This window comes from Ensifer sp. R-19 (assembly GCF_049905105.1).
Classification (GTDB): Bacteria; Pseudomonadota; Alphaproteobacteria; order Rhizobiales; family Rhizobiaceae; genus Ensifer.
Window position 1 is genome coordinate 1,938,727 of the sequence record NZ_CP184569.1, and the last position, 26,585, is coordinate 1,965,311.

Consider the following 26,585-nt stretch of genomic DNA (forward strand, 5'->3'; position numbering starts at 1 on the left):
CGCGTCAGTGGTCGTCACAATGCGGTGTGAATACGAAAGACGGCGGAAAGATGCAAAAGACGCCGCCAATTGCGCTCCAGCGCCGGATTTTTCGTCAGAAGCCGGCGCCGGGCTGTGCCAGATAGGCAAGCTCGGCGTCTGTCGAGACGCGGGCCAGGAGCGCATTTCGGTGCGGGAAGCGGCCGAATTGTTCGATCACCTCGCGGTGGCGGATGGCATAGTCGAGATAGTCGGCATCGCCGAGTTCGGTGAAAAGCTTCACCGACATGGTCTGGTCGGTCAGGTTTTCCGAATGCTCGAACGGCAGATAGACGAAGGCGCGCGCTTCCGGCTTGATCGCCATGTCGGCACCGATGCCGACGGCAAGCTTCGCCTCGTGCAGTGCCAGGCAATCGGTCGCGAAGGCAAGCGGCGTGCCGCGATACATGTTGCGCGGCATCTGGTCGAGCAGGATGATCGCCGCCAGCCGGTTCTCCGGCGTTGCGCGCCAGATCTCGCTGACCCCGCGGGCAAGCGCCAGGTGCGATGCCTGGAAACGACGAATGCAGGCCTTATCCAGTTCGCCGCTCATCGTGAACCAGTCGTCATAGGTGAGCTCGCCGAACCAGAAGCTCAAAACGTCATCCGGCGTGCAGATTTCAACTTCGTTCGTCATTTGCTCCCTCGCACCGCTCTTCTGCCGGTCCTGCCCCTTTCGAGGCCTGATCGGGCAGCCATGCATGCGCTACAGCGCCGCGCGTCTTATCAGACGCGCAATGGTCGCTGTAGCACTTTGATTTTCTGCATGTCTTTGTCCTTAAATCGAGTTCGATTCAAGGAGACATGCGCTAAGACATAGGCGCGGACCGGCCCATTTCCATGCATGCCCAATGTCGATGCACGCCTTACGCGCGCCGCGTGAGGATGGCAACAAAGGCGATGCCGCCGACAATGCCGGTAACGACGCCGATCGGCATGTCCTCCGGCGCCATGATGACGCGGGCCACGAGGTCGGCCATGATCAGCGTCAAGGCGCCAAAGAAGGCCGAAAACGGGATGACCCGGACATTGTCGCTGCCGGCAAAGAGCCGCACGAAATGCGGCACCATCAGCCCGACGAAGCCGATCGCTCCGGAAAAGGCCACCATGACCCCGGTCAGGAGCGCGGTGACGACGAAGAGCGTCAGACGGAAGCGGCGCACGGGAATGCCGAGCGTCATCGCCGTCTCGTCGCCCATGGCAAGCGCGTTGATTTCCCGCGATCGGACGACCAGCCAGCCGAGCGAGACTGACAGCACGAGCGCCGGATAGATGAGATGCGGCCATTGCGCGAGACCCAGGCCGCCGAGCATCCAGAAGATCACCGTGTGCGTCGCCCGCGGATCCCCCAGGAAGATCATGAGATTGCCGATCGACGTCAGCACGAAGGCGACGGCGACGCCGGCAAGCACCAGGCGATCGGCACTGGTGCCTAGAGCGCGGGAAACGAAAGCGACCAGCACGGTTGCCAGCAGCGCGCCGCCAAAGGCAAAGAGCGGCACCGTGAGAAGACCGAGGATCATTCCGGTGTGGAGCAGTGCGACGATCGCCCCGAGCGCGCCGCCCGAGGAGACGCCGAGCAGATGCGGATCGGCAAGCGGATTGCGCGTGACCGATTGCAGCACGGCGCCTGTCAGCGCCAATCCGGCGCCGACAAGCCCCGCCAGCATGACCCGCGGCAGGCGCACGTCCCAGACGATGCTTTCGCGCCCCGCCGACCAGAAGGCCTCGACGCTGCCGGGCGCGAGCTTGCTTGCGACGATCGACCAGACGGTGGTGACCGGGATCGGCGCCGAGCCGAGCGACACGCCCGCGGTCACGGTCAGGAGAAGCAGCAGCAACGCCGCAAACACCCCGACCCCGCCGCGGATCACCCGAACGGGAACAACCCGCGAAACGGCAGCGGGACCAGGCGACGTATCCTCAGCCAGCATCGGTTACAGGCCCTCGCCGTGAAAGACCTTGGCGAGCCGGGCGATGGCGTCGATGTTGCGCGGCCCCGGCGTCGCCTCGACATAATCGAGCACCACGAAGCGGTCGTTTTTCACCGCATCGATAGTGGCGAAGGCCGGATTGTTCTTCATGAAGGCGATCTTGTCCTCGGCTTTCACCTCGCCGTAGTTGACGATCACCACGACCTCCGGATTGCGATCGATCACCGGCTCCCAGGAGACCTCCACCCAGCTCTTGTCGACGTCGTCCATGATGTTGGCGCCACCGGCCGCCTCGATCATCGCCGTCGGGATGCCGAAGCGGCCTGATGTGAAGGGCTTTTCCTCGCCGGAATCATAGACGAAGACGCGCGTCGGCTTTTCACGGCCGGCATTTGCCTCGGTGATCGCGGCCAGTTGGCGGCGGTAGCCGTCGACCAGCGCCTCGGCGCGATCCTCGACCCCGAAGATGCGGCCGAGGTTGAGGAGATCGACGAACATGTCGTCCATCGTAGGCTTTTCCCTGGCCATGACATGGATGCAGGATTCGGTCAGTTCGTAGACGCCGATCTTGAACGGCGCCAAGGTCTCGGGCGTCACCTCGCCGCCGACCTTCATGCCGTAGTTCCAGCCGGCGAAGAAGAAATCGGCGTCGGCGTTGAGGAGCACTTCCTTGGTCGGATATTTCTCCGCAAGCTCCGGCAGTTCCTTCACACCTTCGCGCAGCTTTTCATCCAGCGTCTTCCAGCCGGAAACGCCGGTGTAGCCGACCATGTGGTCCTGCAGCTTCAGCGCCAGCATCATCTCGATCAGATTGACGTCGTTGGCGATCGCCCGCTTCGGCGCAGCATCGAAGGTCACCTCGCGGTTGCAGCTCTTGACGGTAACCGGATAGGCGAGCGCCGGCACAGCAGGGGCGATGAGAAACAGGAAGGCAGAGGAGGCAATGTTGATCTTCATGAAATGGATCCCTGTCGAGGAAGTGAAAAGGAGAAACGGGCGGTGCCGGCAACGGCGGTGCTGTGGGCGGTGGCGGTGACACCGAAGGCGGAGGACAGCGCCCGCGGGCTCAGCACCGCGTCGGGTGTGCCAAAGGCGATGAGCCGCCCCGCCGTCACGATCGCCACGTCAGTCGCGAATTCGGCGGCGAGATTGATGTCGTGCAGCGTCGATACGATCGTCAGCTTCAACGTCTGCAACAGCTCGAGGATTTCGAGCTGGTGGCGGATGTCGAGATGGTTGGTCGGCTCATCGAGGATGATGATGCGCGGCTCCTGGGCAAGCGCCCGGGCAATCAGCACCCGCTGTTTCTCGCCGCCCGAGAGCGTCGAGAACTGGCGGCCGGCCAGATGGGCGAGATCGAGATGGGAGAGTGCATGCTGCACCCGCTCGCGGTCGGTGTCCGTCCAGCCGTTGAGCCCCTCCCGCCGCGGGATGCGGCCCATCATCACCACGTCGCGCACGCTGAAGGGAAAATCGCCGGGCATTTCCTGAAGCACGACGGCGATCGTTTTCGCCGCTTCGCGCGCCGAAATCGACCACAGGTCGACGCCGTCGACCTCGATGCGGCCCGCATTCGGCTGCACCGCCCGGTAAAGGCAGCGTAAGAGCGAGGTCTTGCCGGCCCCGTTCGGCCCGAGGATCGCAAGCCGGCTGCCCGCCTCGATCGCGAAGTCCATGTCGTCGACCAGGGTCAGCCCCGGGCGCGGCCCCCAGCAAAGCCCCTTAACGCGAAGGGCGGCTCCTGTTGCGGTGCAGGTCATGGTCTGATCCCACCCCGGCAGCGCCACGCGTCCATCCCCGACGCACCAAACGCGCTTGAGCGCATGCGTGTCGCGCTCATTGGAAATGGCCCGCAACGTCTTCGGAGACGAGCATGGCCGCCGGGATGCGGGCGAGCGTCTTGCCCTTCAGCCCGCGCGGCCGTTCGGCAGCCCGCGTCATGCCGTCGCCGCGCTCCACATAGGTGGCGGCAAAGCGGACGAGATCGTCGATGTCCTCTTCCGGCGAAATGTCGCCAAAGAGATAGGTCGCCTTGCCCGTCGCCTGGAAGGCGATGGTGCAGGGGCGCGTGCATGCCGCCATGCAGACCGTGCCGGCAATCGAGAAATCACGATCGAGCGGCGCGCCGAGGGCGGCAATGCTGCGGTTAAGACGCTTTATCAGCTCGGCGCCCGGCATGCAGGGGCCGCCGGTAAAACGGCAATCGGTGCAGACCGTTATCTTATGCTGTCGGGAAGTCGGCTCAGCCATTTTCTCTCTCCGCCGGACTGACGGCAAGAGATGGCGAAGCGGCAGGATGACGGATGACCGTCGCGCGAAAGCCAGTTCTTTTCCATCGGAACACCCCGTCCGTTGTGGTTGATCGGTTCGATGGCAGGTCTCCTGGCTCGCGGGTCGCGGCGCATCCACGTCTTCCCGGCCATTGGCCAGTGACATGGTGTGAATGCGCTGTCCGCTCACAGTTGCGGGGGCAGCCACGGTTTCGGTCCCGTCAGGGTCGTCCGTTCCGTGTTCCCTTTTCAGCCGCCTCCGCATTGTCGCGGACGCAGCACCATCGCGCTCTTCCTCGCATGAATCGGCAGCGGATACAACCGATGGGGTCGGGCGGCCGGGATCTATCAACATGCGGCGTTTCGTCATGTACTGACTGTTATAACATAACATAACAACAACCAACAAGGTAATGATCCTAAGTCACCCTGCCGGCCGCCGCGGGCGAGAGTCTCGCCTGACGGCGACGACCGGCGTATCCTTGCTCCTTGGCTTGTCGGGAAAGGAGCTCTGCCATGGCTGCCTATTTGATCGCCGATGTCGATATCACCGATGCAGCGACCTTCGAGGAATACAAAAGAGAGGTGCCGGCGACGGAGGCCCGCTATGGCGGGCGCTATCTCGGCCGCGGTGGCGCAACCCGGGTGCTTGAAGGCGACTGGGAACCGCACCGGCTCGTCATCCTCGAGTTCCCGGACATGCAAGCCTTGCTCTCCTGGTACCAATCGCCGGAGTATCAGCGCCTGAAGACGATCCGTGAGCGCTGTGCCAGGACACGGATCATAGCACTCGAAGGCGTCGCCATCTGAAGCGGAGCGCAAGACTGGCCGCAATTGCCGGCCTTGCTCGTGAAACGAACGGATGAGCGCCCCCGTCACTTCAAGCTTCGCGGCGCGCGGATGAAGCAACTGCGGGGCATGTGCTCCGGGTCCATCGACATGCGGCGTTTCGTCATGTCCATCCGTTATGCGATAACATAAAAATACAACGTCAGAGTTGAATAGCCGGCGAAATCCGCCGTGGTGGGACCGTGTACCTTCATCGCGACCGGCGCGCCGCCACCCTCTCGAACTTGCCTTCGCACGACCGCCCGGCCCGACGCTTTCGGACCGGTGCCGCGCAGCGCTCATCAGCCCCCACTGCGCGCAAAAGCCGGAAATTTAACGTACGTTACGCTCACGTAACCCCAAGGCCGTTGAGAAAATCAGCAGCCGAAGCGACAATTGCCAAAGCTAGGATTGGGCATCGACAAGCCACCGATAAAATCAACTTAGCCGCGCAGGTCCCGAAATGAAGTGATGGCAACGCAACTTTCTAAAGGGGATGGCAGTGAATCCAATTGACTTCTTCGTCGAGACGCTTCGGACCTATCCTCCGGTCGCTGTCTTCCTCGCCCTCGGCATCGGTTTCCTGATCGGACCCATCAAGGTCGCGGGGTTCAATCTCGGAAACGTCACCGCCACGCTCCTGGCGGGCGTCCTCATCGGGCAGCTGGGCATCCAGGTTTCCGGTGATCTGAAGTCCACCTTGTTCCTGATCTTCCTGTTCGCCGTCGGCTACGGTGTCGGCCCGCAATTCGTGCGCGGCTTGAGCACCGATGGGCCGAAGCAGATTGCCTTTGCGCTGTCTGTCCTGGTGCTGTGCCTCATCGTTCCCTATCTCTGCGCGCTGATCGCCGGGCTTCCGCTTGGCTACGGCGCCGGCATGTATGCCGGGTCGCAGACGATCTCGGCTGCGATCGGCGTTGCCACGGACCAGATCAATTCGCTCGGGCTGACGCCGGAGCAGGCCAAGACCTTTGCCGACCAGATTCCGATTGCCTATGCGGTCACCTACATCTGGGGCACGATCGGCTCTGCCATCATCCTCGCCCAGCTTGGCCCAAAACTTCTCGGCATCGATCTTCCGGCGGCCTGCAAGGAGTATGAGGCCAAGCTCGGCGGCGGCACCGAGAGCAGCGAACCCGGCATCACCCGCGCCTATCATGATTTCGGCCTTCGGGCCTATCGGATCGACGAAGCAAGCGGGCTAACCGGAACGCCGGTCAAGAACCTGCTTCCCGGCATTCGCGTCTTCGTCGAGCGCCTGCGAAGAGGCGATCGGATCATCGAAGCGGATGGCAACACCGTGCTGCAGCCGGGCGACGTCGTCGCCTTCTCGGGCAGGCGCGCCCTGCTCGTCGAAAACCTGGACAGCAAGCTGACGGAGGTCGAGGACAAGGAGCTTCTGAACGCGGAGGCCGAGATCGTCGACGTCTACGTGACCAGCAAGGCGCTGGCCGGAAAGACACTCGCCGAAGTCAGCACGATGGATTGGGCGCGCGGCGTCTATGCCCGCAAGATCGTGCGCTCGCTGGTCGAGATCCCGGTCCTTCCCGGCACGACCGTCGAGCGTGGCGACATCGTCACCATCGGCGGCGCCAGGAGGCACGTCGAAGCGGCGATCAAGGCTCTCGGCTTTGCCGATCGCCCGGTCGAAACCACCGACATCGCCTTCCTCGGCTGGGGTCTGTTCATCGGCGCGATGATCGGGGCGCTGACGATAACGATCGGCGGTATTCCGATCGGGCTATCCACGTCAGGCGGCGCCCTGCTTGCCGGTCTCGTGCTCGGCTGGCTGCGCACCACCTACCCCGCCTTCGGCCGCATCCCGTCGCCGGCGCTGTGGCTGTTGAACACGCTCGGCCTCAACATCTTCATCGCCGTGGTCGGTATCGGCGCCGGACCGGGCTTCGTCGCAGGCCTCCAGGAGGTTGGCATTTCGCTGTTCATCTGGGGAGTCGTTGCAACCTCCATCCCGATGATCGCCTCGGTGCTCATCGGCCACTATGTCTTCAAGTTCCACCCGGCGATCCTGTTTGGCGCCTGCGCCGGCGTCAGAACCACGACGGCCGCACTCGGCATGATCCAGGAGGCGGCCAAGAGCAAGGTGCCGGCACTCGGCTACGGCATGCCCTACGCCATCGGCAACACGCTGCTCACCATCTTCGGCCTCGTCATCGTCATCATGCTTGCCTGAGGCGGGCAGGCAGAACCGAGACCATTGTTCCAATTTCATAGATCACAGGGAGTGTGGATCATGTTGGACAGAAAATTCTACGACAGCATTTCCGATCTCAGCCCGTTCGAGATCAAGGACGAACTGATCAAGCTCGCCAAGACGAGCTCGCAGAAATCCGCCAAGGCCTTCCTCAATGCCGGCCGCGGCAACCCGAACTGGACGGCAACGCGGGCCCGCGAAGCCTTCTTCCTGCTCGGCCAGTTCGCCCTGACGGAGGCGAAACGCGCCTACTACGATCCGAAGGCGGGTGTCGCCGGCATGCCGCCCCAGGACGGAGCGCATGCGCGGTTCCAGAAGTGGATCAAGAAACAGCTTCAAAGCACGGAAACCGTGGACGAGGAAGACGAAGGCGTCCCGGCCGCCAAAACCCTCGGTGACGCCGTCGCCTATGCCATCAACACCTTCGGCTTCGACCCGGATGGATTCGTGCATGAGCTGACCGACTCGATCATCGGCGACAACTATCCGGTCCCCGATCGGGCGCTGCATCACAACGAGATCATCACCCACGAATATCTGATGTGGGCGATGTGCGCCGGCCACCGGCCAAGCGTGAAATTCGACCTCTACCCGGTCGAAGGCGGCACCGCCGCCATGTGCTACATCTTCAAGGCCTTGAAGAACGCCCGCATCCTCAACGCCGGCGACACGATCGCGCTCGGAACGCCGATCTTCACGCCCTATCTCGAGATGCCGCAGCTCGAGGATTACACGCTGAAGACCATCAATGTCAGCGCCGAGCAGGAAGACCGCTTCCAGTTCACCGACGATGACATCAAGGCGCTGGAAAACCCCGAGGTGAAGGCGCTGTTCCTGGTCAACCCCGGCAACCCGTCCGCCGTCGCGATGGATCCGGATTCGATCAAGCGCCTTGTCGATCTCGTCAACAACAAGCGTCCCGATCTGATCATCCTTACCGATGACGTCTACGGCACCTTCGTCCCGGGGTTCCAGTCATTGCTCGGCCATCTGCCGCGCAACACCATCGGCGTCTATTCCTATTCGAAGTACTTCGGCTGCACCGGCTGGCGCCTCGGCGTGGTGGCCGTTGCCCAGGACAATATCTTCGACGAGAGGATCAAGGCGCATCCCGAGCCGATCCAAAAGCTTCTGGAAAAGCGCTACAAGGCGATGACGCCGAAGCCGCGCGAGGTGAAGTTCATCGACCGCATCGTCGCCGACAGCCGCGACGTGGCGCTGAACCACACCGCCGGCCTGTCGCTTCCCCAGCAGGTGATGATGTCGCTCTTCAGCCTGGTCGAGCTGATGGATGTCGAGAAGGCCTACCAGAAGGCCTGCATCGCCATCTGCACGAAGCGGTTCTGGAACCTCGTAAACGGCATGGGCGTCGAGTCCAACCCGGGCATCTATTTCGACCACTATTACGGCATCATCGATTTCGAGTTCTGGCTGCGCAAATATGTCGGGCAGGATGTCGTCGAATGGGTGAAGGACAACATCCATCCGCTCGACATTCCCTTCCGACTGGCCGAGGATCACGGCATCGTTCTCTTGAACGGCTCCGGCTTCGACGCGCCAAACTGGTCGGCGCGCGTTTCCTTCGCCAACCTCAATGACGACGCCTATTCGCAGATCGGCCGTGCCGTGCGCTCCGTGGCGCGTGGCTACGTGCAGACCTACCAGGCGGCCAAGGGCCTGAAGATCAGCTAGCCGAGCAAAGCGGCCGGCAAACCCGTCGGCCGCCTCCCCCTGCAGCGCCGCGCGTCCAATTAGACGCGCAACGGTCGCTGTAGCATTTTCGAATGCTGCATGTTTTGTCCTTCAAGCGGCGACGATTGAAGGACACATGCAGAAGGGCGTGAGCAGACGCCCTGTTACCCAGCCACCCCGGATTTTCCGGCAGGGTCCTGCCGGCAAGTGAGCAGCGCATCATCAGGCTGAAGGCGCCCCTTCGGCATGGAGTTGGGAGTAAAGCGGCGTGATCGATCACCTGTTCGGCATCCTCAGAGCGCATCCGGAGCTCGCCCTCTTCCTCGCGCTCGGCATCGGCTACGCCGTCGGCAAGATCACCATCTTCGGCGTGACCATCGGCGCCGTTACCGGCTGCCTGCTGGCGGGCGTGCTGATCGGACAGACGGGCGCCGTGTTGTCGAACGACGTGAAGCAGGCGTTCTTCCTGCTGTTCCTCTTCGCCATCGGCTACCGCACCGGCCCGCAATTCTTCCAGAGCCTCAATGCCGATGCCCTGCCCCAGATCGCCGTCACGGTGACGCTCTGCGTCGCGGCGCTCGCGGCGGCGATCCTTCTTTCGATCCTGCGGTTTCGATCTCGGCACGGCCGCAGGCGTCCTTGCGGGCGGGGCAACGGAATCGGCGACCGTCGGCGTCGCCATCGACACCTTCCGCAAGACGGCGCCAACACCCGAAGCCGTCACCCAATTCGAATCCGCCGTGGCCACCGGCTTTGCGGTCGCCTATCTCGTCGGCGTCGTCACCGCGATCCTCGTCCAGTCGCAGCTCGCACCGCGCATGTTCGGCCGCAGCCTGAAGGAAGCCTGCGCCGAGCTCGAAGCCGAACTCAACATCGCCCCGGAGAACAGCGGCGATACCGCCCGCCGCGAGATCGAAGCGCGCGCCTTCGAGATCGCCGATAATCTGGTCGGCCTGACCGTGGCGGAAGCGGAGGCGCGAGTCCCGGAGCATCAGAAGGCCTATATCGAGCAGATTCGCAGGGGCAATGAGATCATCTCCCCCGCCCCGCAAGAGCGACTGCAGGCCGGGGACATTATTGCGGTCGCCGGGCTTCGCGGTTTCCTGGTGGAATATGCCAGCCGGATCGGCACCGAGATCGATGACCGCGAGCTTCTCGACATTCCGGTCGAAATTCTCGACGTGGTGGTGACCAACAAGGACGTCGCCGGCAAACGCCTTTGGCAGCTCAAGCAGCAGCCCGAGGCGCGCTCGGTCTTCCTGCGCGGCATCCTGCGTGCCGGCCAGCCGATCCCGATTTTCCCCGGGCTGACAATCCGCCGGGGTGACGTGATGTCGATCGCCGGTGCCAGGCGCCATGTGGAGGATGTCGCTGCCCGGCTCGGCTATGCGGATCGCAAGACGACGGCGACCGACATGGTCTATGTCGGCGTCTTCATTTTCCTCGGCGGCCTCATCGGCATACCCGCGCTGAAACTCGGAGCCCTTGAAATCGGCCTCGGCGTTGCGGTCGGCGTCCTGATCGCGGGTCTCGTCGCCGGCTGGCTGCGCTCGGTCCGGCGCACCTTCGGCTTCGTGCCGGAGTCAACCCTCTGGTTCTTCGACAGCGTCGGGCTCTGCCCCTTCATCGCCTGCGTCGGCATCTCGGCCGGCCCGAGCTTCGTCACGGGCCTCGTTCAGTCCGGTCCGGCGCTCGTGATCGCCAGTCTGCTGATCTGCCTGATTTCGCACCTCGCAGCACTTGCGCTTGGCCGTTGGGTCTTCCGCATGAACGAAGGCGTGCTCGCCGGCACCTGCTGCGGCGCTGGAACCTCGGCGCCGGCGCTCGCCGCCGTGCAGGAGGCTGCCGGCAGCCCAGTGCCAACCCTCGGCTACGGCCTTGGCTATGCGATCGGCAACGTGCTCCTGGCGCTCTGGGGGGCTGTGCTTGTCACGGTTCTTGGGTAGCGTCTAAACCGCCGACGTCAGCATGCCGTGCCGGCCGATTGCTGCGTCATGCACGGAGCGGCCTGACTTTAGGTCAGGAAACTACCGCAGCGGCCAGACCACCATCAGCGTCGGTATGCTGACGATGACAATCACGAGCGAGAGCGGCAGGCCGAGGCGCGGATAGTCGCTGAACCGGTAGCCGCCCGGACCCATGACCAGCGTGTTGCACTGGTGGCCGATCGGCGTCAGGAAATCGCAGCCGGCGCCGATGGCGGTCGCCATCAGGAAGGCTTCCGGCCGATAGCCGAGCGCACCGGCAAAGCTCGCGGCGATCGGCGCCATGACCAGCACGGTCGCGGCGTTGTTGAGGAACGGTGTGACCGCCATTGCCGCAATCAGGATGATGGTCAGCGCGCCTGCCGGCGGCAAGCCGGCGGCAACCGTACCGAGCCACCCTGCAATGACTTCCGTCCCCCCGGTCGTGCGCAGGGAATCACTGACCGGGATCAGCGCCGCCAGCATCACGAGGATCGGCCCGTCGACGGAACGGTAGACGTCGCGCAACGGAATAATGCGGAAGATGACCATGGCAAGGGCCGCTGCGAAAAAGGCGATCGGCACCGGCACGAGGCCGACTGCCGTCGAGCCCATGGCGGCGGCCAGGACCAGAAGCGGCAACGGCGCTTTGCGCGTGGTGCCGAGCAGGATCTCGCGCTGCGCGAGCGGCAGGCAGCCGAAGTCCTGCAGAAAAGACGTCAATTCGCGCCGCGCGCCTTGCAACACAATGACGTCGCCGGCTCTCAGACGAATGCTGCCGAGCCGCTGCTTCAGCCTTTCGCCCTGGCGGCTGACGGCGAGCAGGTTGATATTGTGGGTGTTGAACAGCGCCAGGCGCTGCGCCGACATGCCTTCGATCGGCGAACCGCTGCCGACGACCGCCTCCACCGCCTCGATTTCGGACCCTGCCTTCTCGCGGCTACCCGGCGAGCGGTCTCCGGCGATCTTCAGCTTGGCCTGCGAGACAATCCGATCGAGCGCCCCCGGCCCGCCTTCAAGCAGCAGGATGTCGTCGGCTTCAAGCGTGATGTCGGGCAGCGGCGCCAGATGCAGGCCGCGGCGAAAAATGGCGATGACGACGGCACCGCCATCGCCGAGCTTGACCAGAGCGCTGAGTGACTTGCCAATCGCGGGAGATCCGGCAGCAACGACGGCCTCCGACGTATAGTCGGTAATCTCGATCGCCGAATGAACCGAAACTTGGCTGCTGGTCCGTTGCGGCACGAGCTTGTAGGCAAAGAGCAGGAAGATGCAGCCGACCAGCGCCAAGGTCGCGCCGACGGGCGTGAAGTCGAACATCGTAAAACTCTCGCCGGTCAGTTCCTGACGCACGCGCGACACGACGATATTCGGCGAGGTGCCGACCTGCGTCATCAGCCCGCCAATCAGCGAACCGAAGGCCATCGGCATCAGGAAGACCGAAGGCTGGACATTCGACCGCCGGGCGAACTGGAAGGCGACCGGCAGCATGATCGCCAGCGCCCCGATATTCTTGATGAAGGCGGAAAGCACCGTCACCGTGATGACCAGCAGCGCAAGCTGGGCCCGGACCGACGAGATATTGGGCAGGAAGCGCTGGATCGCCGCATCCACCACGCCTGAGCGCGCCACGCCGGCGCTGACGATCAAGGCACTGCCGACGATGATGACGATGTCGTCGCTGAAACCGTCGAAGGCATGATCGTAAGGCACGATGCCGACGGCCACCGCCAGCATCAGCGCAGAACAGGCGATCACGTCGTATCGAAACCGCCCCCAGATGAAGAAGACCATCATGGCGCCGATGACGATAAACGCGAGAGACTGTTCGGCGGTCATGCAATACCCGGGTTCGGCGAAAGGACTGGGCGGGACGGAACGTGCAGTTGGCGCAAGGCCGAAACGCGCGATCCGCCGGAACGTTCACGAGAGAAGTAACGCATCTTTCTCCGCACCGGAATCCGGCTCAGCGACAAATCTGGGTACGAAGGCGAAATTCTCCAGCGACCGCAAGGCATTCACGCGACGTTGCCGACTTGGAAAACACCGTTGCCGCCCTACACTTTAGCAAAGGGTGTTGGAGCGCCTTGGCCGCCGCTTTTGCCGCCGGTGCCAGCGGACCATCCGCTTCCTCCACCGCGTCGCCCCAGGCTTGCTCGAAGCAGGCGCTAGGCTTGCCTAGATAATTGCGAGCCCTTGGATTTGCATCAGGAAATTGTACAATAGATCAAAGTGTTGCAGCGCGTTCCGTAGTCCATTTGAAGGCGAGGAACCTGACTGCGCCTCCCCTACCAAGCGCACCCGTAACCGAGGATCGCCGACATGAAAAACGCCCTTGCCGCCCTCTCCGTCGTTCTGCTTCTGAGCGGCTGTACCGCAAGCGGCGGCTCAAGCTATTACGGCTATTCGTCGAACCTCGAGCCGATCCCCGGCAGCATCACCTATGGCGGCCAGCCGCGCACCAAGCTCACGAAGTCGCCTGTCGGCAGCATCGTGCCGCACCAGTTCATCGACCAGTACGGCCGCAAGGTCTACGAAACCTATATCATCGAGCCGGACCGGTCGTTGCGCCTCACCAGCCGGCGCTGGCAGCCGGATGATATTTTCGATTTTGACTGACGCATTTCGTGGGGCGACTATGGGAGCGAGCGGCAGTCGCCGCTGCCGAATTGCGCGATCACCCAATCGCGCAACAACTGCGTCGCCGGTCGATCTGCCATCCGTGGGCTATAGACGAGATCGTAGCGGTCGCTTTCGAGCGTCACAGGAAAAGGCTGGACGAGAATGCCCGAGGCGAGTTCCTCGGCGACCAGCGTCAGGCTCAAAAGGCCGATGCCCTGCCCGGCTACGGCGGCCTGAACGGCATGGATTTCATCGGTAAACGAAAGACCCGCGTTCGCATCGACATCTGCGATGCCAGCCCGCTCCAGCCATTGCCGCCAGACCGGCGCACGCGGCTCGTCTCGGCGCGCCACACCCCAATCGAAATGAATGAGCGTTGAGCGTTTGAGATCCGCAGCACTTGCCGGCACCAGTCGCGGCGCGCAGACCGGGGCGAAACGATCGGCAAAGAGCGGCTCGGTTATGAGACCCGGGTAGTGTCCGCCACCGAGACGGATTGCGGCGTCCGCGTCCGCCTCCAGGTCGATCGTCCGGTTGGAAGCGTCGAGCCTCAGCGTCCAGTCCGGATAGGCTTCGCGAAACGAGCCGGCGAGCGGCGCCAGACGCTTGGCGACGAAGGCGACGGTGGAGGTCAGCCGCGCGACCTTGCTCCCCTGCTGGCGGCGCACGTCGGCAATCGCCTGCTCGAAGCGATCGAGACCATCGCGCAGCACCGGAAACAGCGCCTTGCCGGCAGCCGTCAGATGCACCTGTCGCGTCTCGCGCTCGAAGAGCTTGACCTCCAGCATCTCCTCCAGCTGCCGGATCTGGTGGCTGACGGCGGTCGCCGAAACGTTCAGCTCTTCCGCCGCATGCTTGAAGCTCAGTCGGCGGGCGGCCGCTTCGAAGACCCGCAAGGCGCCGAGCGGCGGCAGCTTCCTCATCGCATCCTCATGGAAGAATTCATCTCATCTATCAGCTGAGAAATCACTCTTTGTCAGCCTGCTATCTCCTCAGCATATTGAGTTCAACAGCCAAGGCAACAGCGCCAAGCTGAGAAAAACTCAAGCATGAAAGGACAAAGCATGTCTCTCGAACAGGTCATCACCAAGCCGGATCCTTACGCGCCCTTCCTGCTTTCCCAGGCGATCAAGGCCAACGGCTTCGTCTTCGTCTCAGGGCAGGCGGCGATCGGCGATGACGGCGAGCTCGTCGGCGAAGGCGATTTCGACCGCCAGGCCGAACAGGCCTTCCGCAACCTCGACCGGGCCCTGAAGGCCGCCGGTTCCGGCCTCGACAAGATCGTCAAGGTTACGATCTTCCTGCGCTCCATGGAGAATTTCGGGAAGATCATCGAACTCCGTCGCAAATGGTTTTCGGCACCCTACCCCGCCGACAGCATCATCGAGGTCTCCTCGCTCTACTCGCCTGACGCGCTGATCGAGATCGAGGCGATCGCGCTCGACGCAGGCCGTTGAGATGAGCGCCGGAAATCGTTCCGGCATCGAAAGGACATTCCATGCATCTTGAACAGGTCGTCACCACGCCGGATCCCTACGCGCCGTTCCTGCTCTCCCAGGCAATCGGGGCCAATGGCTTCGTCTTTGTCTCCGGCCAGGCGGCAATCGGTGACGACGGCGAAATCGTCGGCATTGGCGATTTCGACCGCCAGGCCAACCAGGCTTTTCGCAATCTCGACCGCGCCTTGAAGTCGGCCGGCTCCGGGCTCGACAAGGTCGTCAAGACCACGATCTTCCTGCGTTCCACCGAGAACGCGGGAAAGATGGTCGACCTTCGCCGCAAGTGGCTTTCGGCACCCTACCCGGCTGAAAGCATGATCGAGGTTTCTTCTCTCTATTCACCCGATGTACTGATCGAGATGGAAGCGATCGCGCTTGACGGAGACCGCTGAGATGAACGCGCCACAGATCCTTCCATCTCCCGTTTTCACTGGCATCACCCTCAAGGGGCTCGATTTCACCAACCGCCTGTCGGTCGCGCCGATGACCCGCATCAGCGCTTCGGCTGCAGGCGTTCCAGGCGAACGCATGCAGCACTACTACGAACGCTTCGCCCGCGGCGGCTTCAGCCTGATCACGACCGAAGGCATCTACACCGACAATGCCTATTCCCAGACCTACAGGGACCAGCCCGGCCTGACCGACAGGGAACAGGCGGCTGCCTGGCGCCGCGTCGTCGATACAGTCCACGCCGCTGGTGGCCGCATCTTCGCGCAGCTCATGCATGGCGGCGCATTGGCACAGGGCAACCCCTACCGCCCGGATACGGTAGGCCCCTCGGCCATACGTCCGAAGGGCACCCAGATGACCGGCTACCATGGCGACGGCCCCTATCCTTTGCCGCGCGAGATCAGCGAGGTCGAGATTGCCGAAGCGATCGAGGGCTTCGCTAATGCCGCTCGCTTGGCCATCGAGGTCGCCGGCTTCGACGGCATCGAGATCCACGGCGCCAACGGCTACCTGCTCGATCAGTTCTTCACCGATTTCTCGAACCGGCGGACAGACCGCTGGGGCGGCGATATCGTGCAGCGGCTCGGTCTGTCGCTCGAGGTGCTGAAGGCTGTGCGCGCGGCGATAGGCCCCAACGTCCCGCTCGGACTGCGCCTCTCCCAGGGCAAGGTCAACGACTTCAGGCACAAATGGGCCGAACGCGAACCGGGTGCAGCGCGCGTGTTCAAGACGCTGGCCGAAAGTCCGGCCGATTTCGTTCACGTGACCGAGTTCGAAGCTTGGAAGCCGGCCTTCGACGGCGGCGACGCCTCACTCGTGGCGCTTGCCCATCGCCACGCGCCGCGCCTGTTCCTCATCGCCAATGGCAGTCTGCACGATCTCGCACGCGCAGAGGAGGTGATGGAAGCCGGAGCCGACATGATCGCGCTTGGCCGCGGCGCGCTTGTCAATCCCGACTGGCCGCGGCTGACAGTCGAACGCAACGATCTTCGCCCGTTCGACCTGCCGTTCCTCGCGCCGATCAGCGACATCAAGGCCAGCGAACTCGCTCTCTGAGAAAGAAAGGACCGACGGGCGCTTGAGAAGGCGCCCGTCGGTTGCGTCGCTCGCGCTCGTTGAAGACTGCTCTCCGCGGTTACGAGGCCGCGACGAAACGATAGGCTGAGCCGTTCCGCTCGGCGCGCCCGATCCCCGGATAGGCCCAGTGATAGCCAAGCAACGCCAGCCGCTCCGATGCCGCCCTGTCGATCAGGGCCTTGCGGTTCTTCAAGGCCAGTTCCGCATCCGTGTCGAAGCCGAAATGCCAGTCGGGATGTTCGAAAAAGACGGCATTGCTGGTCACCGCATCGCCCGTTATCACCATGCCCTCATGCCCGGCGCCGTCGCCACCGGCAAGCTGAAGCGAGATGTGGCCGGGCGTATGGCCGCGCGTATCGAGCACCTGCATGCCGCTGACGATCTCGTCGCCGGGCTTGACCAGGGTCAGACGATCTTGCACCGCGAAAAGATCGCGCTGCGCGCCCTTGGCAAAGCCATGCAACGCCTGCGGCATGGTCTTTTCGAAGTTCGGATCGGTCCAGAACTGCCACTCGGCCTCCGATACGAAATACTGCGCGTTCGGAAAGGTCAATTTGCCATCGGCACCAAGGGTCCCTCCGGCATGATCGGGATGCGCGTGGGTCAGCACCACCTTCGTGACCTCACCCGGATCGATGCCGGCAGCCAGCAGATTGGCGCGCAGCTTGCCGGCGCTTTCCTGGAAGTGGTTGCCCGAACCGTCGTCGACCACGATGACATCACCGCCGGTGCGGATAACAGGGATATTGGTATGAAACGGCGCGCGTTCGGGCGTGCCGCCGAGGCGATGCATGATGTCCGGCCGCTCCTCCGCCGTCGCATCCGGCAGCACGATGCTCACCGGCAGCATGATGAAGCCGTCGCTGACGACGGAAATATCGAAACTGCCGTGCTGAAAACGATGGACGTCAGCGGCGTAGGCACCTTTCGGCAGGAGGGCGGAAGCAGCAATCGCGCTGGAACCGGCAAGGAATTCACGACGGTCGGGACCGGATGCGTCGGTGGAATTGCGGGAAGAGGTCATGGCTCTGGTCCTTGGCTGAAACATCTGAGGAAAGGTGCCGGTGCGCCCTTGGGCGCCACCGGCGAGCAAGCATCAGGCCTTGGCAAAGGCGAGCAGATCGGCGTTGAGCTGGTCCTTGTGCGTGTCGGTGATGCCGTGCGGCGCGCCGGCATAGACCTTGAGTTCGGCATGCGGGACGAGCTTCTTCGAGGCCCGTGCGGCGGCATCGATCGGCACGATCTGGTCGTCGTCGCCATGGATGATCAGGGTCGGCACATCGAACCTCTTCAGGTCCTCGGTAAAGTCGGTCTGCGAGAAGGCGACGATCGAGTCGTAGGTGTTCTTGTGGCCGCCCATCATACCCTGCAGCCAGAAGCTGTCGATCATGCCTTGGGAAGCAACCGCACCCGGCCGGTTGAAGCCGAAGAACGGACCCGAGGCGATATCGCGGTAGAGCTTCGAGCGATCCTTGAGGCTTCCCGCCTGCAGCCCGTCGAACACCTCCTTCGGCAGGCCGCCGGGGTTCTTGTCGGTCTTGACCATCAGCGGCGGCACTGCCGAGATCAACCCGGCCTTGGCGATCCGGCCCGTGCCGTGGCGGCCGATATAGCGGCTGATCTCGCCGCCGCCGGTGGAGAAGCCGGCAAGGAAGATGGCCTTCAGATCGAGCGCATTGATGAGGTCGGCCAGGTCGTCGGCATAGTGATCCATGTCGTTGCCGTCCCAGGGCTGCGACGAGCGGCCGTGGCCGCGGCGGTCATGGGTGATGACGCGGAAAGCCATTGGCGGCGAGGTGGAAGGCCTGCGCTTCCCAGCTGTCCGATGACAGCGGCCAGCCGTGGCTGAGCACGACGACCGGGCCATCCTTTGGACCCCAGTCCTTGTAGTAGATCTCGACGCCATCGCGGGTGGTGATACGGCTGCCCATGGTATTTGCTCCCTCGGTGCCGGACGCGCCGGCGGTTGATGCGGTTGTGGATGCGGCCTTGGCCGGATTGTTCATGGCGTTGACCGCGGCTGCGGTCGTCGCCGCACCAAAGGCGGCTGAAAGAACCGTGCGGCGAGAAACGCCATTGGAAACGCTTGCGGAAACTGCTTTTGCCTGTGTCATTGTCCTCACCTTTTCGATCTCTGTTGCCCGGCTTCCATCCCGTGGAAGCGATGGTTGAATTGATAAAACGGCGGGCCTAACCTCTCGACCGGCAAAGCTGACAACGATGGGGGCAGAAGTGACAAAACGAGCGGAAAGCGAACCGGCGGAGATCGGCATCGTCGTCTACCCGCGCGCCCTGATGTCGGCGATCCACGGGCTGACCGACATGTTCCAGGTGGCGAGCATGCAATCGGTCGAACAGAGCGGGGTAGACGCTCCGCAGATCCGCATCAGCCACTGGAAGCTGCAGGAAGACGGCTCGGTGGCGAAATCACGCGACACCCACCAGGGTCCCTCCTCGGGCCTGGTGGCGCTGATCCTGCCGCCGACGCTCGCCGATCTGCCCGTCGGCGAAAGGATCGGCGGCCTGCCCGCCTTCGTGCGCGAGCAGCATCAACGCGGCACGACCATCTGCTCCGTCTGCGGCGGCGCCTATCTGCTCGCAGAATCCGGCCTCGCTGCTGGCCGCACCATCACCACGCACTGGTCGCACCAGGGCCTGATCGCCGACCGCTACGGCAACGTCCGCGTCGACACCGACAGGCTGCTGATCGACGAGGGCGACATCATCACCGCCGGCGGCATGATGGCCTGGATCGATCTCGGGCTGAAACTCGTCGACCGCTTCCTCGGAACCGACGTCATGCTGGCAACGGCGCGGTATATGATTATCGATCCCGGCGCGCGCGAGCAGAGCTACTACAGCGTCTTCGCGCCGAAGCTCGATCACGGCGACAACGTCATCCTCAAGATCCAGCACTGGCTGCATGGCACCAGCACCAAGGGCGTGACGCTGCAGATGATGGCCGAGCGCGCCGGGCTCGGCGACCGCACGTTCCTGCGCCGCTTCCAGAAGGCGACCGGCTTCAACCCGACGGAGTATTGCCAGCGGCTGCGGATCGCCAAGTCACGCGATCTGCTGGAGCGCTCGCATCTGTCGATCGAGCAGGTCGCCTGGCAGAGCGGCTATGACGACACCAACGCCTACCGCAAGATCTTCCGCAAGATCCTCGGTCTCTCGCCAAAGGAATATCGCCTCCGCTTCTCGGTATCGGATGGTGCCCGGCGAATGGCCGCAGGAGCGCCGAATGCGGTGCCGGCTTTGTGACCTAGGGCGCTCCGTCGATTGAGCGCGCCAGCAAGCTGCATCCGCTCAAGACCCGACCAAAGTGACAGCCCACAGCGCATCTCCTGGTAGGTTCTCCCCACCTGGCGCTCCCCCGATAAAGGACAACAAGCCGATCATGGGCGACGGCAACGCAGTCTTGGTGACCCCGAAGGGATAGAAAACGCAAAAACCGCCGCGCGCCCGTTGGGGCGCGCGGCGTGCATTGAATATAGTGGTTTGGAACGATCTTCCTTGGACGAGCGGTCAATCCAGATCTGACTTGTCTCGGAACTCGGCCGGCAAATCTCGTCGACCCAGCTTAGGCCTTCGCGGCGCCTCCGATCTCAGACGGCCCCGTCAGCCCTTGCCCATGATGACAAAGACGACGCGGCGGATCGCCTCGGCGAAGCTGACGCCCAGCGCCATCGCCGCGATGCCGGTGACGCCCAATGCGCCGATCCCCATCAGCTTCCAGCGCCTGACGTCGTCGGTCACCGGCTTCATCTCCGCGACGTCCGCACCGATCGCCGAGACAGACGCCTCGATCTCACCCACGCGATCGACCAGCTGCTCCATGCGTAGATGTACGCTGCCATGAATGGCGGCGTACTTGTCCTCGGCACGGCGGCTGCCCTCCTCGATCCGGCGGATGGATTCTTGCAAGCCGCGCATGCCCGCAACCAATTCGCCGAGCTGGCGGTGAACGGCAACATCGATTTCAACTGCCGACATCGGCGCGCCCCCCATGCCTGGCGCATTCCGCCCGTGTCCAGATTTCCGCAGCACAGAGGCCAACGGCCGTGCGATCAATCCGGCGTTGATCGGCAGCAGTCGCGCCGCGCGCGCCGACGAGATCAGTTCCGACGACGCCCCGCAGACCCGGAACACTGGCCGGTTGCGAAGTTCCACAACCCGCCTGCATCAAGGCAGGAATCGTAATCAAAGCGCTTTTCGCGAGCGCGGCTCTGTCCTCGGGCGTCGGCTTGGTGAAGTAGAGGTCGGGCGATTTCAGCCCGGCCGCCTCCACGGTCTTGGCGATGCCGTTGTAGAGATTGTCGGGAGAGACGTAAGGATTGTCCGGCCCGAGCGTCGTCAAGAGCTTTTCCTGCAATTGCTGGATCATCTGGATCATCAGCATGTCGCGCTCGCGGGTACCCGCACCAAGCCCGGTGTTGACGGTCGCATCCATGCCGGCGTTCCAGTGGCGCGGGTCGAAGGTCACCCATTTGCCGCGCAGACGCACCGCCCGCGGCCGGTCCTGGTGCTTGATGGTCAGCCCAAGCAGCCCCTTGAACACCCGCCTCAGCCCTTGCGCGAAGGTGCGCACCATCAGCTCCGTCTGGCCGATGCCCGCCTGTTCGACGAGCGCGGTCGCCTTCGCCGTCATGTTCTGCAGCGCATCCGGCGCCATGCCGCTCGAGGCATCGGAAATGCCGGTGCGATCGGTCGCCTCCTGGTCGAGATAGCCGAGCATCGAGAAGGATTCCCGCGCCACGAACGGCACCGCCGTGTAGCCAACGGCGCCGCGCACATCGACGCCCTGGCCGACGCGGATCGGCTGGCCGAACTTCGGGTTCAGCACCGATTCCGGGTTTTGGATCACCCCTTCCTGCACGATCGGCTGCTGGTTGTTCTGCCAGTAGAGATTGTCGAGCGTCTGGCGCAGAAGCACGGTCTTCACCCGCTGGATCTCCGCCATGTCGTCGGTGATCGCATTGCCCTCGCGCTGGTGCGGCCGCCGCTCGGTTATGAGATCGGCAAAGGGCACCTCGTCCCATTCCGCATCCTCGAGCAGGTTGTCGGCCCCGGTGCCGCCGGCAAAGACCAGGCGCCGAAGCTCGGCAATGCCGTCGTCGTCCGCATCCACCTTCACATAGAGCTCGTAGTAGTCCACCTCCTGCAGCGCCGTCGCGGTCTCCTCGCCGTCGCCGAAGATGCCGCGCCTGCGGGCAAATTCTTCGTCCTCGCCATCGGCATTACCGGCAATGGCAAAACCTTCGACGAGATCACGGTCGTAGCCCATGGCGATCAGATCCGAGCGGCGCATCCGCCGCTTGATGCCGGCAATCGGGCTGTCGTCGATCGAGATCGCATCTGGATGAACGAGGAATTCCTCGAGCGGCACGGCGGCAAGCCTTGTCGCCCCACGCTCGGCCGTACGGCGGATCTTGACGGTGAAGACCGGCTGCTCCACCGGCCCGGTGGGCAGCTCGATCCGTTCGACCGATTGCGCCTGTTCCAGCACCTCCACCGTGTCGTCGGCGATCAGTTGCACCAGGGCGGCCTCGTCGAGCCCGCTATGGGTCGAAACCTCGACGCTTTTCTTCTTCTCGTACCACCAGCGGATCACGCCGTTGCCGAGCTTCAGCGCGTCATGCGCTGCATTCTGCACCGCGTCATAGCCGTCGCTTTCGGGAAAGACGATGTAGTTGATGTAGTCGGTCGCCTGCTCGGCGCCTGCCTCGTCGCCCTGGTTGACCGGCTGGTATTCCACCACCTTGTCATTGCCAAGCACGGTGCGGATGAGCGAAGGCAGCACCTTCTTCACCGCCGCCCGCACGTCGCGCGAAACCACCTTCGAGCGGTTCGCTTCCGCCGGCACGTCGGCCATCACGCCGTCGTAGTATTCCATTGCCCGCACACGCGTGGCCGAAAGCTGGTCGCGATAGTCCTCGCAATCCCTGACGAGCTGGCTCACGAGCTCCGTCAGTTCCGGTTTCGTCATCGCTGCCATCAGAGAACCTTTCAGGGAGGAATATGGTTGAGATGCTGCCGTTGTCACGCGCGGCCCGAACGGTGCGGCCGCGCCCTGGGGTTGATCGGCAGCGGAAAGATGTCGCATGAACATCGTTTGTCGTGAGGGATTGGTGACGGCGAACACCGGGGTGAGAAACCTTAGGTCGCCAGCTCACCGCTTGTTGTTGCAGAATGTTGGACAGGTCGGCAACGGAGGGCAGCCGTCGATCGATTGCATCACCCCTTGCGGCGAGACCTTCGATGAGACCTGACCGCGGCCAACCAGTCTGGGAGAACGAATATGCCACTGGCCGACGCGACGAACTGAGCGATGGGCATGAACCCCTCTTGCCGCGCCATGCCACTCGACAGGGCAGCGAACGTCACTAAGCCTCCGAGCCCCAGGTAGGCTCGCTTCATCTCTGCCACCGGAATAACGTCGAAGAACCTGGAAACGTAGTCGGGCTCGCGCCACAGTATCAACGCGGCAATGAAGGTGAAAGACAGTATTGTCCAGGCATAGACCGAGAGCGTGGCGCTCCTGGCCGTTACGATGCCGCTCTGGTGCAGTAGGTCGGCTGAAATCGAAATCGCCAACAGCACGCCAAGCAGCGCCCAAATCAGCCTTCGTTTGCTTCCCCAGAAAAAATACATACCCGCACTGGTAGCGAGCCCGCGTTAAAAGTTCGCTTCCGGCAAGGGTGTTCTCTGCCATCAGAGAACCTTCCGATCGGTAAAGGCCCAGGCGGCGGCGTCCGCCTTCACCCGGGCAAAGCGTTTCATCATCAGCGCATAACGAGAGGCCGAAATCACGTCGTCGCGCTCTTTCACGATCCGGCCATCCTTGCGGTGGTAGAGCCTGAACTCCTCGAACCATTCGCTCGCAGTGGAAAACACCTTGAAGCGCCCGGTCTGCATGCGCTGCAGCATGTCGGAGATCCCCGCCTCGACGCCGTTGGTGCCGTCGTCGAAGGTCGCACGCTCCAAAAGCATCGCCAGCCCCTGCCCGCGATATTGCGCCGCCAGCTGCTCGCCCGAGCCCTTGTCGTGCTGCAGCCCGTCATGCGGCCACGCCCACGGCAGCCAGGGCCCCCAAGGTTTGAGCGCCGCCGCATGGATGATCGGCGTCGCCTCGCGCTCGCGGTAGACCCGGGTCACATAGAAGACATCGGCCTCCCGGTCCCAGGCGCAAAGCGCTGCGGCAAAGGGGTGGTCCCAGCCGAAGTCGAGCCCGCCGATCTGCACCCAATGCCTGGGTATCTCGAACGGCTCGACGCGGATCTGTTCCTCGGTCACCGGGAAAATCCGGCCGGAGCCGAGTGTCGGCACACCCTTGGTGCGCGCTTCCTTCTCATGCGCCGGGTAGCTCGCAACGATCTTCGCGCGCTCCTGCGGCGTGTAGTGCTCGGCATCGTCAATCGTCATCGTCACCACGGTCCGGTCTTCGGAGGGTTCCAGCAGGTAGCGGCTGACGACCGAGCTCATGCCTTTCAGCGGCGTAAAGGTCACGGCGACCGAGCCGCCCGTCGCATTGGTGCGGGTGATGCCCTCGAAATAGACATCCTCCGGCGGCTCCTCGTCGAACCAGACATAGTCCACCGTGTTTGCCTGCCATTTTCGCCCGGCCCTGCTCATAGGCTTTGAGAAGCAGCGTCGAGGTGCCGCCCGAAGCATGGCGCACCGTCACGCTGTCGAGCGCGCCGGAAGCGCTGGAACGCCGGGTCCAGCCTGAAATATTCGATTTCGGGATATAGCCGGTGCCCCAATCCTCCTCGCTCATCTGCGGGCCGACGAGCAGCCGCTGCACGCCATCGCGTGTCAGCTCGTGCGATTCCGAGCCGCCGATCATCGTGATCGGCCGCTCGAACCGTCGGCCCGCCCACCAAGAGGGATAGTCGCCTGTCAGATGCATCGCCGCTTGCGCAGCACCGGCCAGCGTCTTGCGGAGCTGATTGCCGGCCATGAACAGCCGCTCGCGGAACGTGGCCCCTGCTTCATGGAATGCCGTCTGCCTCGCATAGGGCCGGTAATAGAGCAGCCTATTCGTGTTCTGCCGGCGCCCGATCTCCATCGCCAGCTCCATCCGCTCCTTGAGCAGCAAGGAAAGGCCGGATGGTTTGGTCGAGCTTGCGGATCCGCTGAAGGAGTTGTTCATCCGTCATCTCGCCGATCTGGTTGGCATTGATGGTCACGTCCTTCGGCATCAGCGCCGCGACGGCCTTCAGGAAATCATGCGGGTTCTTCTCGATCAGCGCGTGGATCGCCGCTGCCCCGCGGCTTTCCCAGGCCGAAAGCATGTCTTCGAGGAAAAGCTCGCCGAGTTTGGTGCGTACCGCCTTGCGGGCGCGCGGCCGGATGACCGCACCTGCCCGGTCGGCGCGCGGCAAAAAACGCCCGGTTTTCGGGTCCTTGGCTGGTTTGCTTGTCATGGAAATTACTCCGGGCAGGCTGAGCCGCTGAGCCTGCTGGCAGCCGCGGCTTTGACAGAAAAGGCACTCGGCCTCGACTTCGGTCCGTCACCTCGTCTTTGCTCGAATGGCTCGGCGCACCTGCCAATCGTCGAGCGCCGTCACCGCGGACAGCGCAACGCGCGCCGAGCGTGACAGCCGATCACAGAAAATTGCGGGTGTCACGCCGGATGTCACGCTTGCAACCTTGACTTCAGGTTGTATCCGGTCATCAATGCGGCCCACCGGGTTGCCCCGTTTCGGGTCCTCTTGGCGGAATGCATCGCAAGCGCCCTGCTAGCCAGGGAAAAGCCAAAGTAGTTCAAGATTTTGAGTAATTTATCAGCCTAGCAGGCCCGCTGCGGGAACCGTGCGATGGATGCAACAGGTGTCAGATGATCCGCAACGCGTTCAGTAAGTTGAAGACCATTTTCACCCCGCGGCCCTCCGCAACGAATATCTCGCCCAGGTTGCTTGAACTGGCCACCTCGGGGAACGTCGACGCCCAGGCAAAACTGGCCGAAATCTATTTCAACGACGGCGGCGAGGAACACTACGCCGCCTCGCTTCACTGGAACCGGCAGGCCGCCCGCCAGGGTCATCCCGCCGCGCAGGCCCGTCTCGTCACCATCTATCAAAGGGGGCTCGGCGTCGAGCGCGATCCGAAAGAGGCCTCGCGCTGGCTTCGCAACATTGGGCAACCGCGCGCGCGAATTGAGCCCGCCCGCGCCGTTTCCGGCAAGATCGCCAAACAGGAAGCATAGCAAGCGCCAACCGGCCTTCGCGAAGCACCGTAACGATCCGCAACGGTCAGGCGACCTTTGCGCGTCCGATAAGACGCGCGGCGCTGTAGGCCGCTCGCCTTAGCTGACCCGGAATCAAAAAGGCCGCTTCAATGACGAAACGGCCAGCCTGTAATATCCTTAGCCCGCTTCCGGGCGCTTGGCAAGCCCCGCCACCTAAATTTGTTTCTGTTTTGTTCTTTTTTTTCGCGAGCCGCCTGCGTCGCTCGCCTCACGCCCACCTGCCGTCTCGCCCGCCCGCTCCCATCGTTTGGTGATATAGTTACGCCCGGCACGCGACACTGCCTTTGCCCCGCGGCGATGGGCCGCCGGCCAGGACCAGGCGTGCCATGTCCGGTTCGATGGCGAGGCGGTCGAAGGCCGTTCCCACGACGACGGGAGGATCCCATGACCCCACGATATCTGCTTGCCGCTGTTATCGCGGCGCTTGTCGCGCTTGCCGGCTGCACCACCGACCAGGCCAGCCGCAGCACCGCCCCTGCCCCAAGCCAGGGAAACCAGGGCACGCAAGGCGGCCAAGGCATGAGCCAGGGCGGCGGAAGCTCCGGCTACTAAAGCATGTCGCGCAAAAGTGCGTAGCGGTTTTGCGATAACGACACGCGACAAACCAATAAAGCACGTCGCGCAAATGTGCGCAGCGGTTTTGCTGCGACAACCCAAAACTGAACGGCCCTGTGACGAGCGTCGCCGACCGCAGGCTGCCTGTCCAGTCCGCGTATGACAGCACCGCCATGCACGGAGCCTGCCGGCACCGTTCGCCTCGCTTCGG

Annotated in this window: 23 protein-coding genes, 5 pseudogenes and 1 riboswitch; of the genes and pseudogenes, 13 read left to right on the top strand and 15 right to left on the bottom strand. The window is 63.4% G+C overall.

What is annotated here, in order from left to right; translation table 11 throughout:
- Positions 1–94: 94 nt before the first annotated feature.
- The 5 genes from ACN9MO_RS09460 to ACN9MO_RS09480 all read right to left on the bottom strand — a co-directional run bounded on the left by ACN9MO_RS09460 (position 95) and on the right by ACN9MO_RS09480 (position 4,202).
- Positions 95–655 carry a DUF924 family protein gene (locus tag ACN9MO_RS09460; protein WP_057254039.1) on the bottom strand — a complete coding sequence of 187 codons (561 nt, stop codon included), beginning with the start codon at positions 653–655 and terminating at the stop codon, positions 95–97.
- 229 nt (positions 656–884) lie between these two features.
- Entirely contained in the window at positions 885–1,952 is a 1,068-nt protein-coding gene (locus ACN9MO_RS09465; protein ID WP_082616066.1) for a FecCD family ABC transporter permease, read from the bottom strand.
- A 3-nt stretch (positions 1,953–1,955) separates the two neighbouring features.
- Positions 1,956–2,909, bottom strand: coding sequence for an ABC transporter substrate-binding protein (locus ACN9MO_RS09470; protein WP_057254037.1), 954 nt, complete (start codon positions 2,907–2,909; stop codon positions 1,956–1,958).
- A complete protein-coding gene (locus ACN9MO_RS09475) occupies positions 2,906–3,712 on the bottom strand; it encodes an ABC transporter ATP-binding protein (RefSeq protein ID WP_057254451.1) in 807 nt (268 codons plus the stop codon). Before ACN9MO_RS09475 ends, ACN9MO_RS09470 begins: the two co-directional genes overlap by 4 nt.
- Before the next feature lie 76 nt (positions 3,713–3,788).
- Positions 3,789–4,202 (bottom strand): DUF1636 family protein, encoded by a 414-nt coding sequence (locus ACN9MO_RS09480; protein WP_057254035.1) that lies wholly within the window; start codon positions 4,200–4,202, stop codon positions 3,789–3,791.
- Between the two features lie 105 nt (positions 4,203–4,307).
- A riboswitch (cobalamin riboswitch) is annotated at positions 4,308–4,523 on the bottom strand.
- Between the two features lie 215 nt (positions 4,524–4,738).
- On the opposite strand from ACN9MO_RS09480, the gene ACN9MO_RS09485 reads away from it, so the two are divergent.
- The 6 genes and pseudogenes from ACN9MO_RS09485 (at position 4,739) to ACN9MO_RS09510 (ending at position 10,900) form a co-directional block, all read left to right on the top strand.
- Complete coding sequence (locus ACN9MO_RS09485; protein WP_057254033.1) at positions 4,739–5,032, top strand: DUF1330 domain-containing protein; 294 nt, start codon at positions 4,739–4,741, stop codon at positions 5,030–5,032.
- Between the two features lie 520 nt (positions 5,033–5,552).
- Positions 5,553–7,241 carry an aspartate-alanine antiporter gene (gene aspT / locus ACN9MO_RS09490; RefSeq protein ID WP_244495700.1) on the top strand — a complete coding sequence of 563 codons (1,689 nt, stop codon included), beginning with the start codon at positions 5,553–5,555 and terminating at the stop codon, positions 7,239–7,241.
- A gap of 60 nt (positions 7,242–7,301) precedes the next feature.
- Entirely contained in the window at positions 7,302–8,954 is a 1,653-nt protein-coding gene (locus tag ACN9MO_RS09495; protein ID WP_057254032.1) for a bifunctional aspartate transaminase/aspartate 4-decarboxylase, read from the top strand.
- Positions 8,955–9,324: 370 nt separating this feature from the next.
- Positions 9,325–9,498: pseudogene (locus ACN9MO_RS09500) on the top strand (aspartate-alanine antiporter); the annotation flags it as partial.
- Between the two features lie 121 nt (positions 9,499–9,619).
- Positions 9,620–9,697 (top strand): annotated as a pseudogene (locus ACN9MO_RS09505) (hypothetical protein); the annotation flags it as partial.
- A 75-nt stretch (positions 9,698–9,772) separates the two neighbouring features.
- Positions 9,773–10,900, top strand: coding sequence for a TrkA C-terminal domain-containing protein (locus tag ACN9MO_RS09510; RefSeq protein WP_425987119.1), 1,128 nt, complete (start codon positions 9,773–9,775; stop codon positions 10,898–10,900).
- Between the two features lie 81 nt (positions 10,901–10,981).
- On the opposite strand, the gene ACN9MO_RS09515 is transcribed toward ACN9MO_RS09510, so the two are convergent.
- Complete coding sequence (locus ACN9MO_RS09515; protein ID WP_057254028.1) at positions 10,982–12,757, bottom strand: SLC13 family permease; 1,776 nt, start codon at positions 12,755–12,757, stop codon at positions 10,982–10,984.
- 483 nt (positions 12,758–13,240) lie between these two features.
- On the opposite strand from ACN9MO_RS09515, the gene ACN9MO_RS09520 reads away from it, so the two are divergent.
- Positions 13,241–13,537: a hypothetical protein gene (locus tag ACN9MO_RS09520; protein ID WP_057254026.1), complete on the top strand. Its 297-nt coding sequence runs from the start codon at positions 13,241–13,243 to the stop codon at positions 13,535–13,537.
- Positions 13,538–13,554: 17 nt separating this feature from the next.
- On the opposite strand, the gene ACN9MO_RS09525 is transcribed toward ACN9MO_RS09520, so the two are convergent.
- The gene (locus tag ACN9MO_RS09525) at positions 13,555–14,463 is read right to left on the bottom strand and encodes a LysR substrate-binding domain-containing protein (RefSeq protein ID WP_057254024.1); all 909 of its coding nucleotides are present in this window, start codon (positions 14,461–14,463) and stop codon (positions 13,555–13,557) included.
- A gap of 141 nt (positions 14,464–14,604) precedes the next feature.
- Between ACN9MO_RS09525 and ACN9MO_RS09530 the strand changes: the two genes are divergently transcribed.
- The 3 genes from ACN9MO_RS09530 to ACN9MO_RS09540 are packed head-to-tail and all read left to right on the top strand — an operon-like array spanning position 14,605 to position 16,545.
- Positions 14,605–14,997 carry a RidA family protein gene (locus ACN9MO_RS09530; protein ID WP_057254022.1) on the top strand — a complete coding sequence of 131 codons (393 nt, stop codon included), beginning with the start codon at positions 14,605–14,607 and terminating at the stop codon, positions 14,995–14,997.
- 41 nt (positions 14,998–15,038) lie between these two features.
- Entirely contained in the window at positions 15,039–15,431 is a 393-nt protein-coding gene (locus tag ACN9MO_RS09535; protein ID WP_113133111.1) for a RidA family protein, read from the top strand.
- A 1-nt stretch (position 15,432) separates the two neighbouring features.
- Entirely contained in the window at positions 15,433–16,545 is a 1,113-nt protein-coding gene (locus ACN9MO_RS09540; RefSeq protein WP_057254018.1) for an NADH:flavin oxidoreductase, read from the top strand.
- 79 nt (positions 16,546–16,624) lie between these two features.
- Here ACN9MO_RS09540 and ACN9MO_RS09545 read toward each other — a convergent pair whose 3' ends face one another.
- Positions 16,625–17,590, bottom strand: a complete 966-nt coding sequence (locus ACN9MO_RS09545) for an MBL fold metallo-hydrolase (RefSeq protein WP_057254016.1) — start codon at positions 17,588–17,590, stop codon at positions 16,625–16,627.
- A gap of 72 nt (positions 17,591–17,662) precedes the next feature.
- A pseudogene (locus ACN9MO_RS09550) lies at positions 17,663–18,680 on the bottom strand (alpha/beta fold hydrolase).
- 118 nt (positions 18,681–18,798) lie between these two features.
- On the opposite strand from ACN9MO_RS09550, the gene ACN9MO_RS09555 reads away from it, so the two are divergent.
- Positions 18,799–19,830: a GlxA family transcriptional regulator gene (locus tag ACN9MO_RS09555; RefSeq protein WP_244495699.1), complete on the top strand. Its 1,032-nt coding sequence runs from the start codon at positions 18,799–18,801 to the stop codon at positions 19,828–19,830.
- Between the two features lie 357 nt (positions 19,831–20,187).
- On the opposite strand, the gene ACN9MO_RS09560 is transcribed toward ACN9MO_RS09555, so the two are convergent.
- From ACN9MO_RS09560 to ACN9MO_RS09585, 6 genes and pseudogenes are all read right to left on the bottom strand, one after another.
- Complete coding sequence (locus ACN9MO_RS09560) at positions 20,188–20,562, bottom strand: DUF1515 family protein (RefSeq protein ID WP_057254447.1); 375 nt, start codon at positions 20,560–20,562, stop codon at positions 20,188–20,190.
- Positions 20,549–20,752: a hypothetical protein gene (locus tag ACN9MO_RS09565; RefSeq protein ID WP_082616116.1), complete on the bottom strand. Its 204-nt coding sequence runs from the start codon at positions 20,750–20,752 to the stop codon at positions 20,549–20,551. The genes ACN9MO_RS09560 and ACN9MO_RS09565 overlap by 14 nt, the downstream gene beginning before the upstream one ends.
- 108 nt (positions 20,753–20,860) lie before the next feature.
- A pseudogene (locus tag ACN9MO_RS09570) lies at positions 20,861–22,678 on the bottom strand (portal protein); the annotation flags it as partial.
- 125 nt (positions 22,679–22,803) lie between these two features.
- Positions 22,804–23,220, bottom strand: coding sequence for a hypothetical protein (locus ACN9MO_RS09575; protein ID WP_057254011.1), 417 nt, complete (start codon positions 23,218–23,220; stop codon positions 22,804–22,806).
- Positions 23,221–23,280: 60 nt separating this feature from the next.
- Positions 23,281–24,721: pseudogene (locus ACN9MO_RS09580) on the bottom strand (terminase large subunit domain-containing protein).
- Positions 24,606–24,995, bottom strand: a complete 390-nt coding sequence (locus ACN9MO_RS09585; protein WP_113133112.1) for a hypothetical protein — start codon at positions 24,993–24,995, stop codon at positions 24,606–24,608. The pseudogene ACN9MO_RS09580 and the gene ACN9MO_RS09585 overlap by 116 nt, the downstream one beginning before the upstream one ends.
- 413 nt (positions 24,996–25,408) lie before the next feature.
- Here ACN9MO_RS09585 and ACN9MO_RS09590 point away from each other — a divergent pair, with 413 nt between their 5' ends.
- Together ACN9MO_RS09590 and ACN9MO_RS09595 are read left to right on the top strand one after the other, a co-directional pair.
- The gene (locus tag ACN9MO_RS09590; RefSeq protein ID WP_057254007.1) at positions 25,409–25,777 is read left to right on the top strand and encodes a tetratricopeptide repeat protein; all 369 of its coding nucleotides are present in this window, start codon (positions 25,409–25,411) and stop codon (positions 25,775–25,777) included.
- 426 nt (positions 25,778–26,203) lie between these two features.
- The gene (locus tag ACN9MO_RS09595) at positions 26,204–26,371 is read left to right on the top strand and encodes a hypothetical protein (RefSeq protein ID WP_176907390.1); all 168 of its coding nucleotides are present in this window, start codon (positions 26,204–26,206) and stop codon (positions 26,369–26,371) included.
- Positions 26,372–26,585: the final 214 nt, after the last annotated feature.

Coding starts and splice junctions, on each gene's coding strand:
- ACN9MO_RS09495 (WP_057254032.1), top strand. CDS start 7,302: ATGTTGGACAGAAAATTCTACGACAGCATTTCCGATCTCAGCCCGTTC.
- ACN9MO_RS09460 (WP_057254039.1), bottom strand. CDS start 655: ATGACGAACGAAGTTGAAATCTGCACGCCGGATGACGTTTTGAGCTTC.
- ACN9MO_RS09510 (WP_425987119.1), top strand. CDS start 9,773: ATGTTCGGCCGCAGCCTGAAGGAAGCCTGCGCCGAGCTCGAAGCCGAA.
- ACN9MO_RS09525 (WP_057254024.1), bottom strand. CDS start 14,463: ATGAGGAAGCTGCCGCCGCTCGGCGCCTTGCGGGTCTTCGAAGCGGCC.
- ACN9MO_RS09575 (WP_057254011.1), bottom strand. CDS start 23,220: ATGTATTTTTTCTGGGGAAGCAAACGAAGGCTGATTTGGGCGCTGCTT.
- ACN9MO_RS09585 (WP_113133112.1), bottom strand. CDS start 24,995: ATGACAAGCAAACCAGCCAAGGACCCGAAAACCGGGCGTTTTTTGCCG.
- ACN9MO_RS09590 (WP_057254007.1), top strand. CDS start 25,409: ATGATCCGCAACGCGTTCAGTAAGTTGAAGACCATTTTCACCCCGCGG.
- ACN9MO_RS09465 (WP_082616066.1), bottom strand. CDS start 1,952: ATGCTGGCTGAGGATACGTCGCCTGGTCCCGCTGCCGTTTCGCGGGTT.
- ACN9MO_RS09515 (WP_057254028.1), bottom strand. CDS start 12,757: ATGACCGCCGAACAGTCTCTCGCGTTTATCGTCATCGGCGCCATGATG.
- ACN9MO_RS09485 (WP_057254033.1), top strand. CDS start 4,739: ATGGCTGCCTATTTGATCGCCGATGTCGATATCACCGATGCAGCGACC.
- ACN9MO_RS09560 (WP_057254447.1), bottom strand. CDS start 20,562: ATGTCGGCAGTTGAAATCGATGTTGCCGTTCACCGCCAGCTCGGCGAA.
- ACN9MO_RS09475 (WP_057254451.1), bottom strand. CDS start 3,712: ATGACCTGCACCGCAACAGGAGCCGCCCTTCGCGTTAAGGGGCTTTGC.
- ACN9MO_RS09540 (WP_057254018.1), top strand. CDS start 15,433: ATGAACGCGCCACAGATCCTTCCATCTCCCGTTTTCACTGGCATCACC.
- ACN9MO_RS09480 (WP_057254035.1), bottom strand. CDS start 4,202: ATGGCTGAGCCGACTTCCCGACAGCATAAGATAACGGTCTGCACCGAT.
- ACN9MO_RS09535 (WP_113133111.1), top strand. CDS start 15,039: ATGCATCTTGAACAGGTCGTCACCACGCCGGATCCCTACGCGCCGTTC.
- ACN9MO_RS09595 (WP_176907390.1), top strand. CDS start 26,204: ATGACCCCACGATATCTGCTTGCCGCTGTTATCGCGGCGCTTGTCGCG.
- ACN9MO_RS09470 (WP_057254037.1), bottom strand. CDS start 2,909: ATGAAGATCAACATTGCCTCCTCTGCCTTCCTGTTTCTCATCGCCCCT.
- ACN9MO_RS09530 (WP_057254022.1), top strand. CDS start 14,605: ATGTCTCTCGAACAGGTCATCACCAAGCCGGATCCTTACGCGCCCTTC.
- ACN9MO_RS09565 (WP_082616116.1), bottom strand. CDS start 20,752: ATGCAGGCGGGTTGTGGAACTTCGCAACCGGCCAGTGTTCCGGGTCTG.
- ACN9MO_RS09520 (WP_057254026.1), top strand. CDS start 13,241: ATGAAAAACGCCCTTGCCGCCCTCTCCGTCGTTCTGCTTCTGAGCGGC.
- ACN9MO_RS09545 (WP_057254016.1), bottom strand. CDS start 17,590: ATGACCTCTTCCCGCAATTCCACCGACGCATCCGGTCCCGACCGTCGT.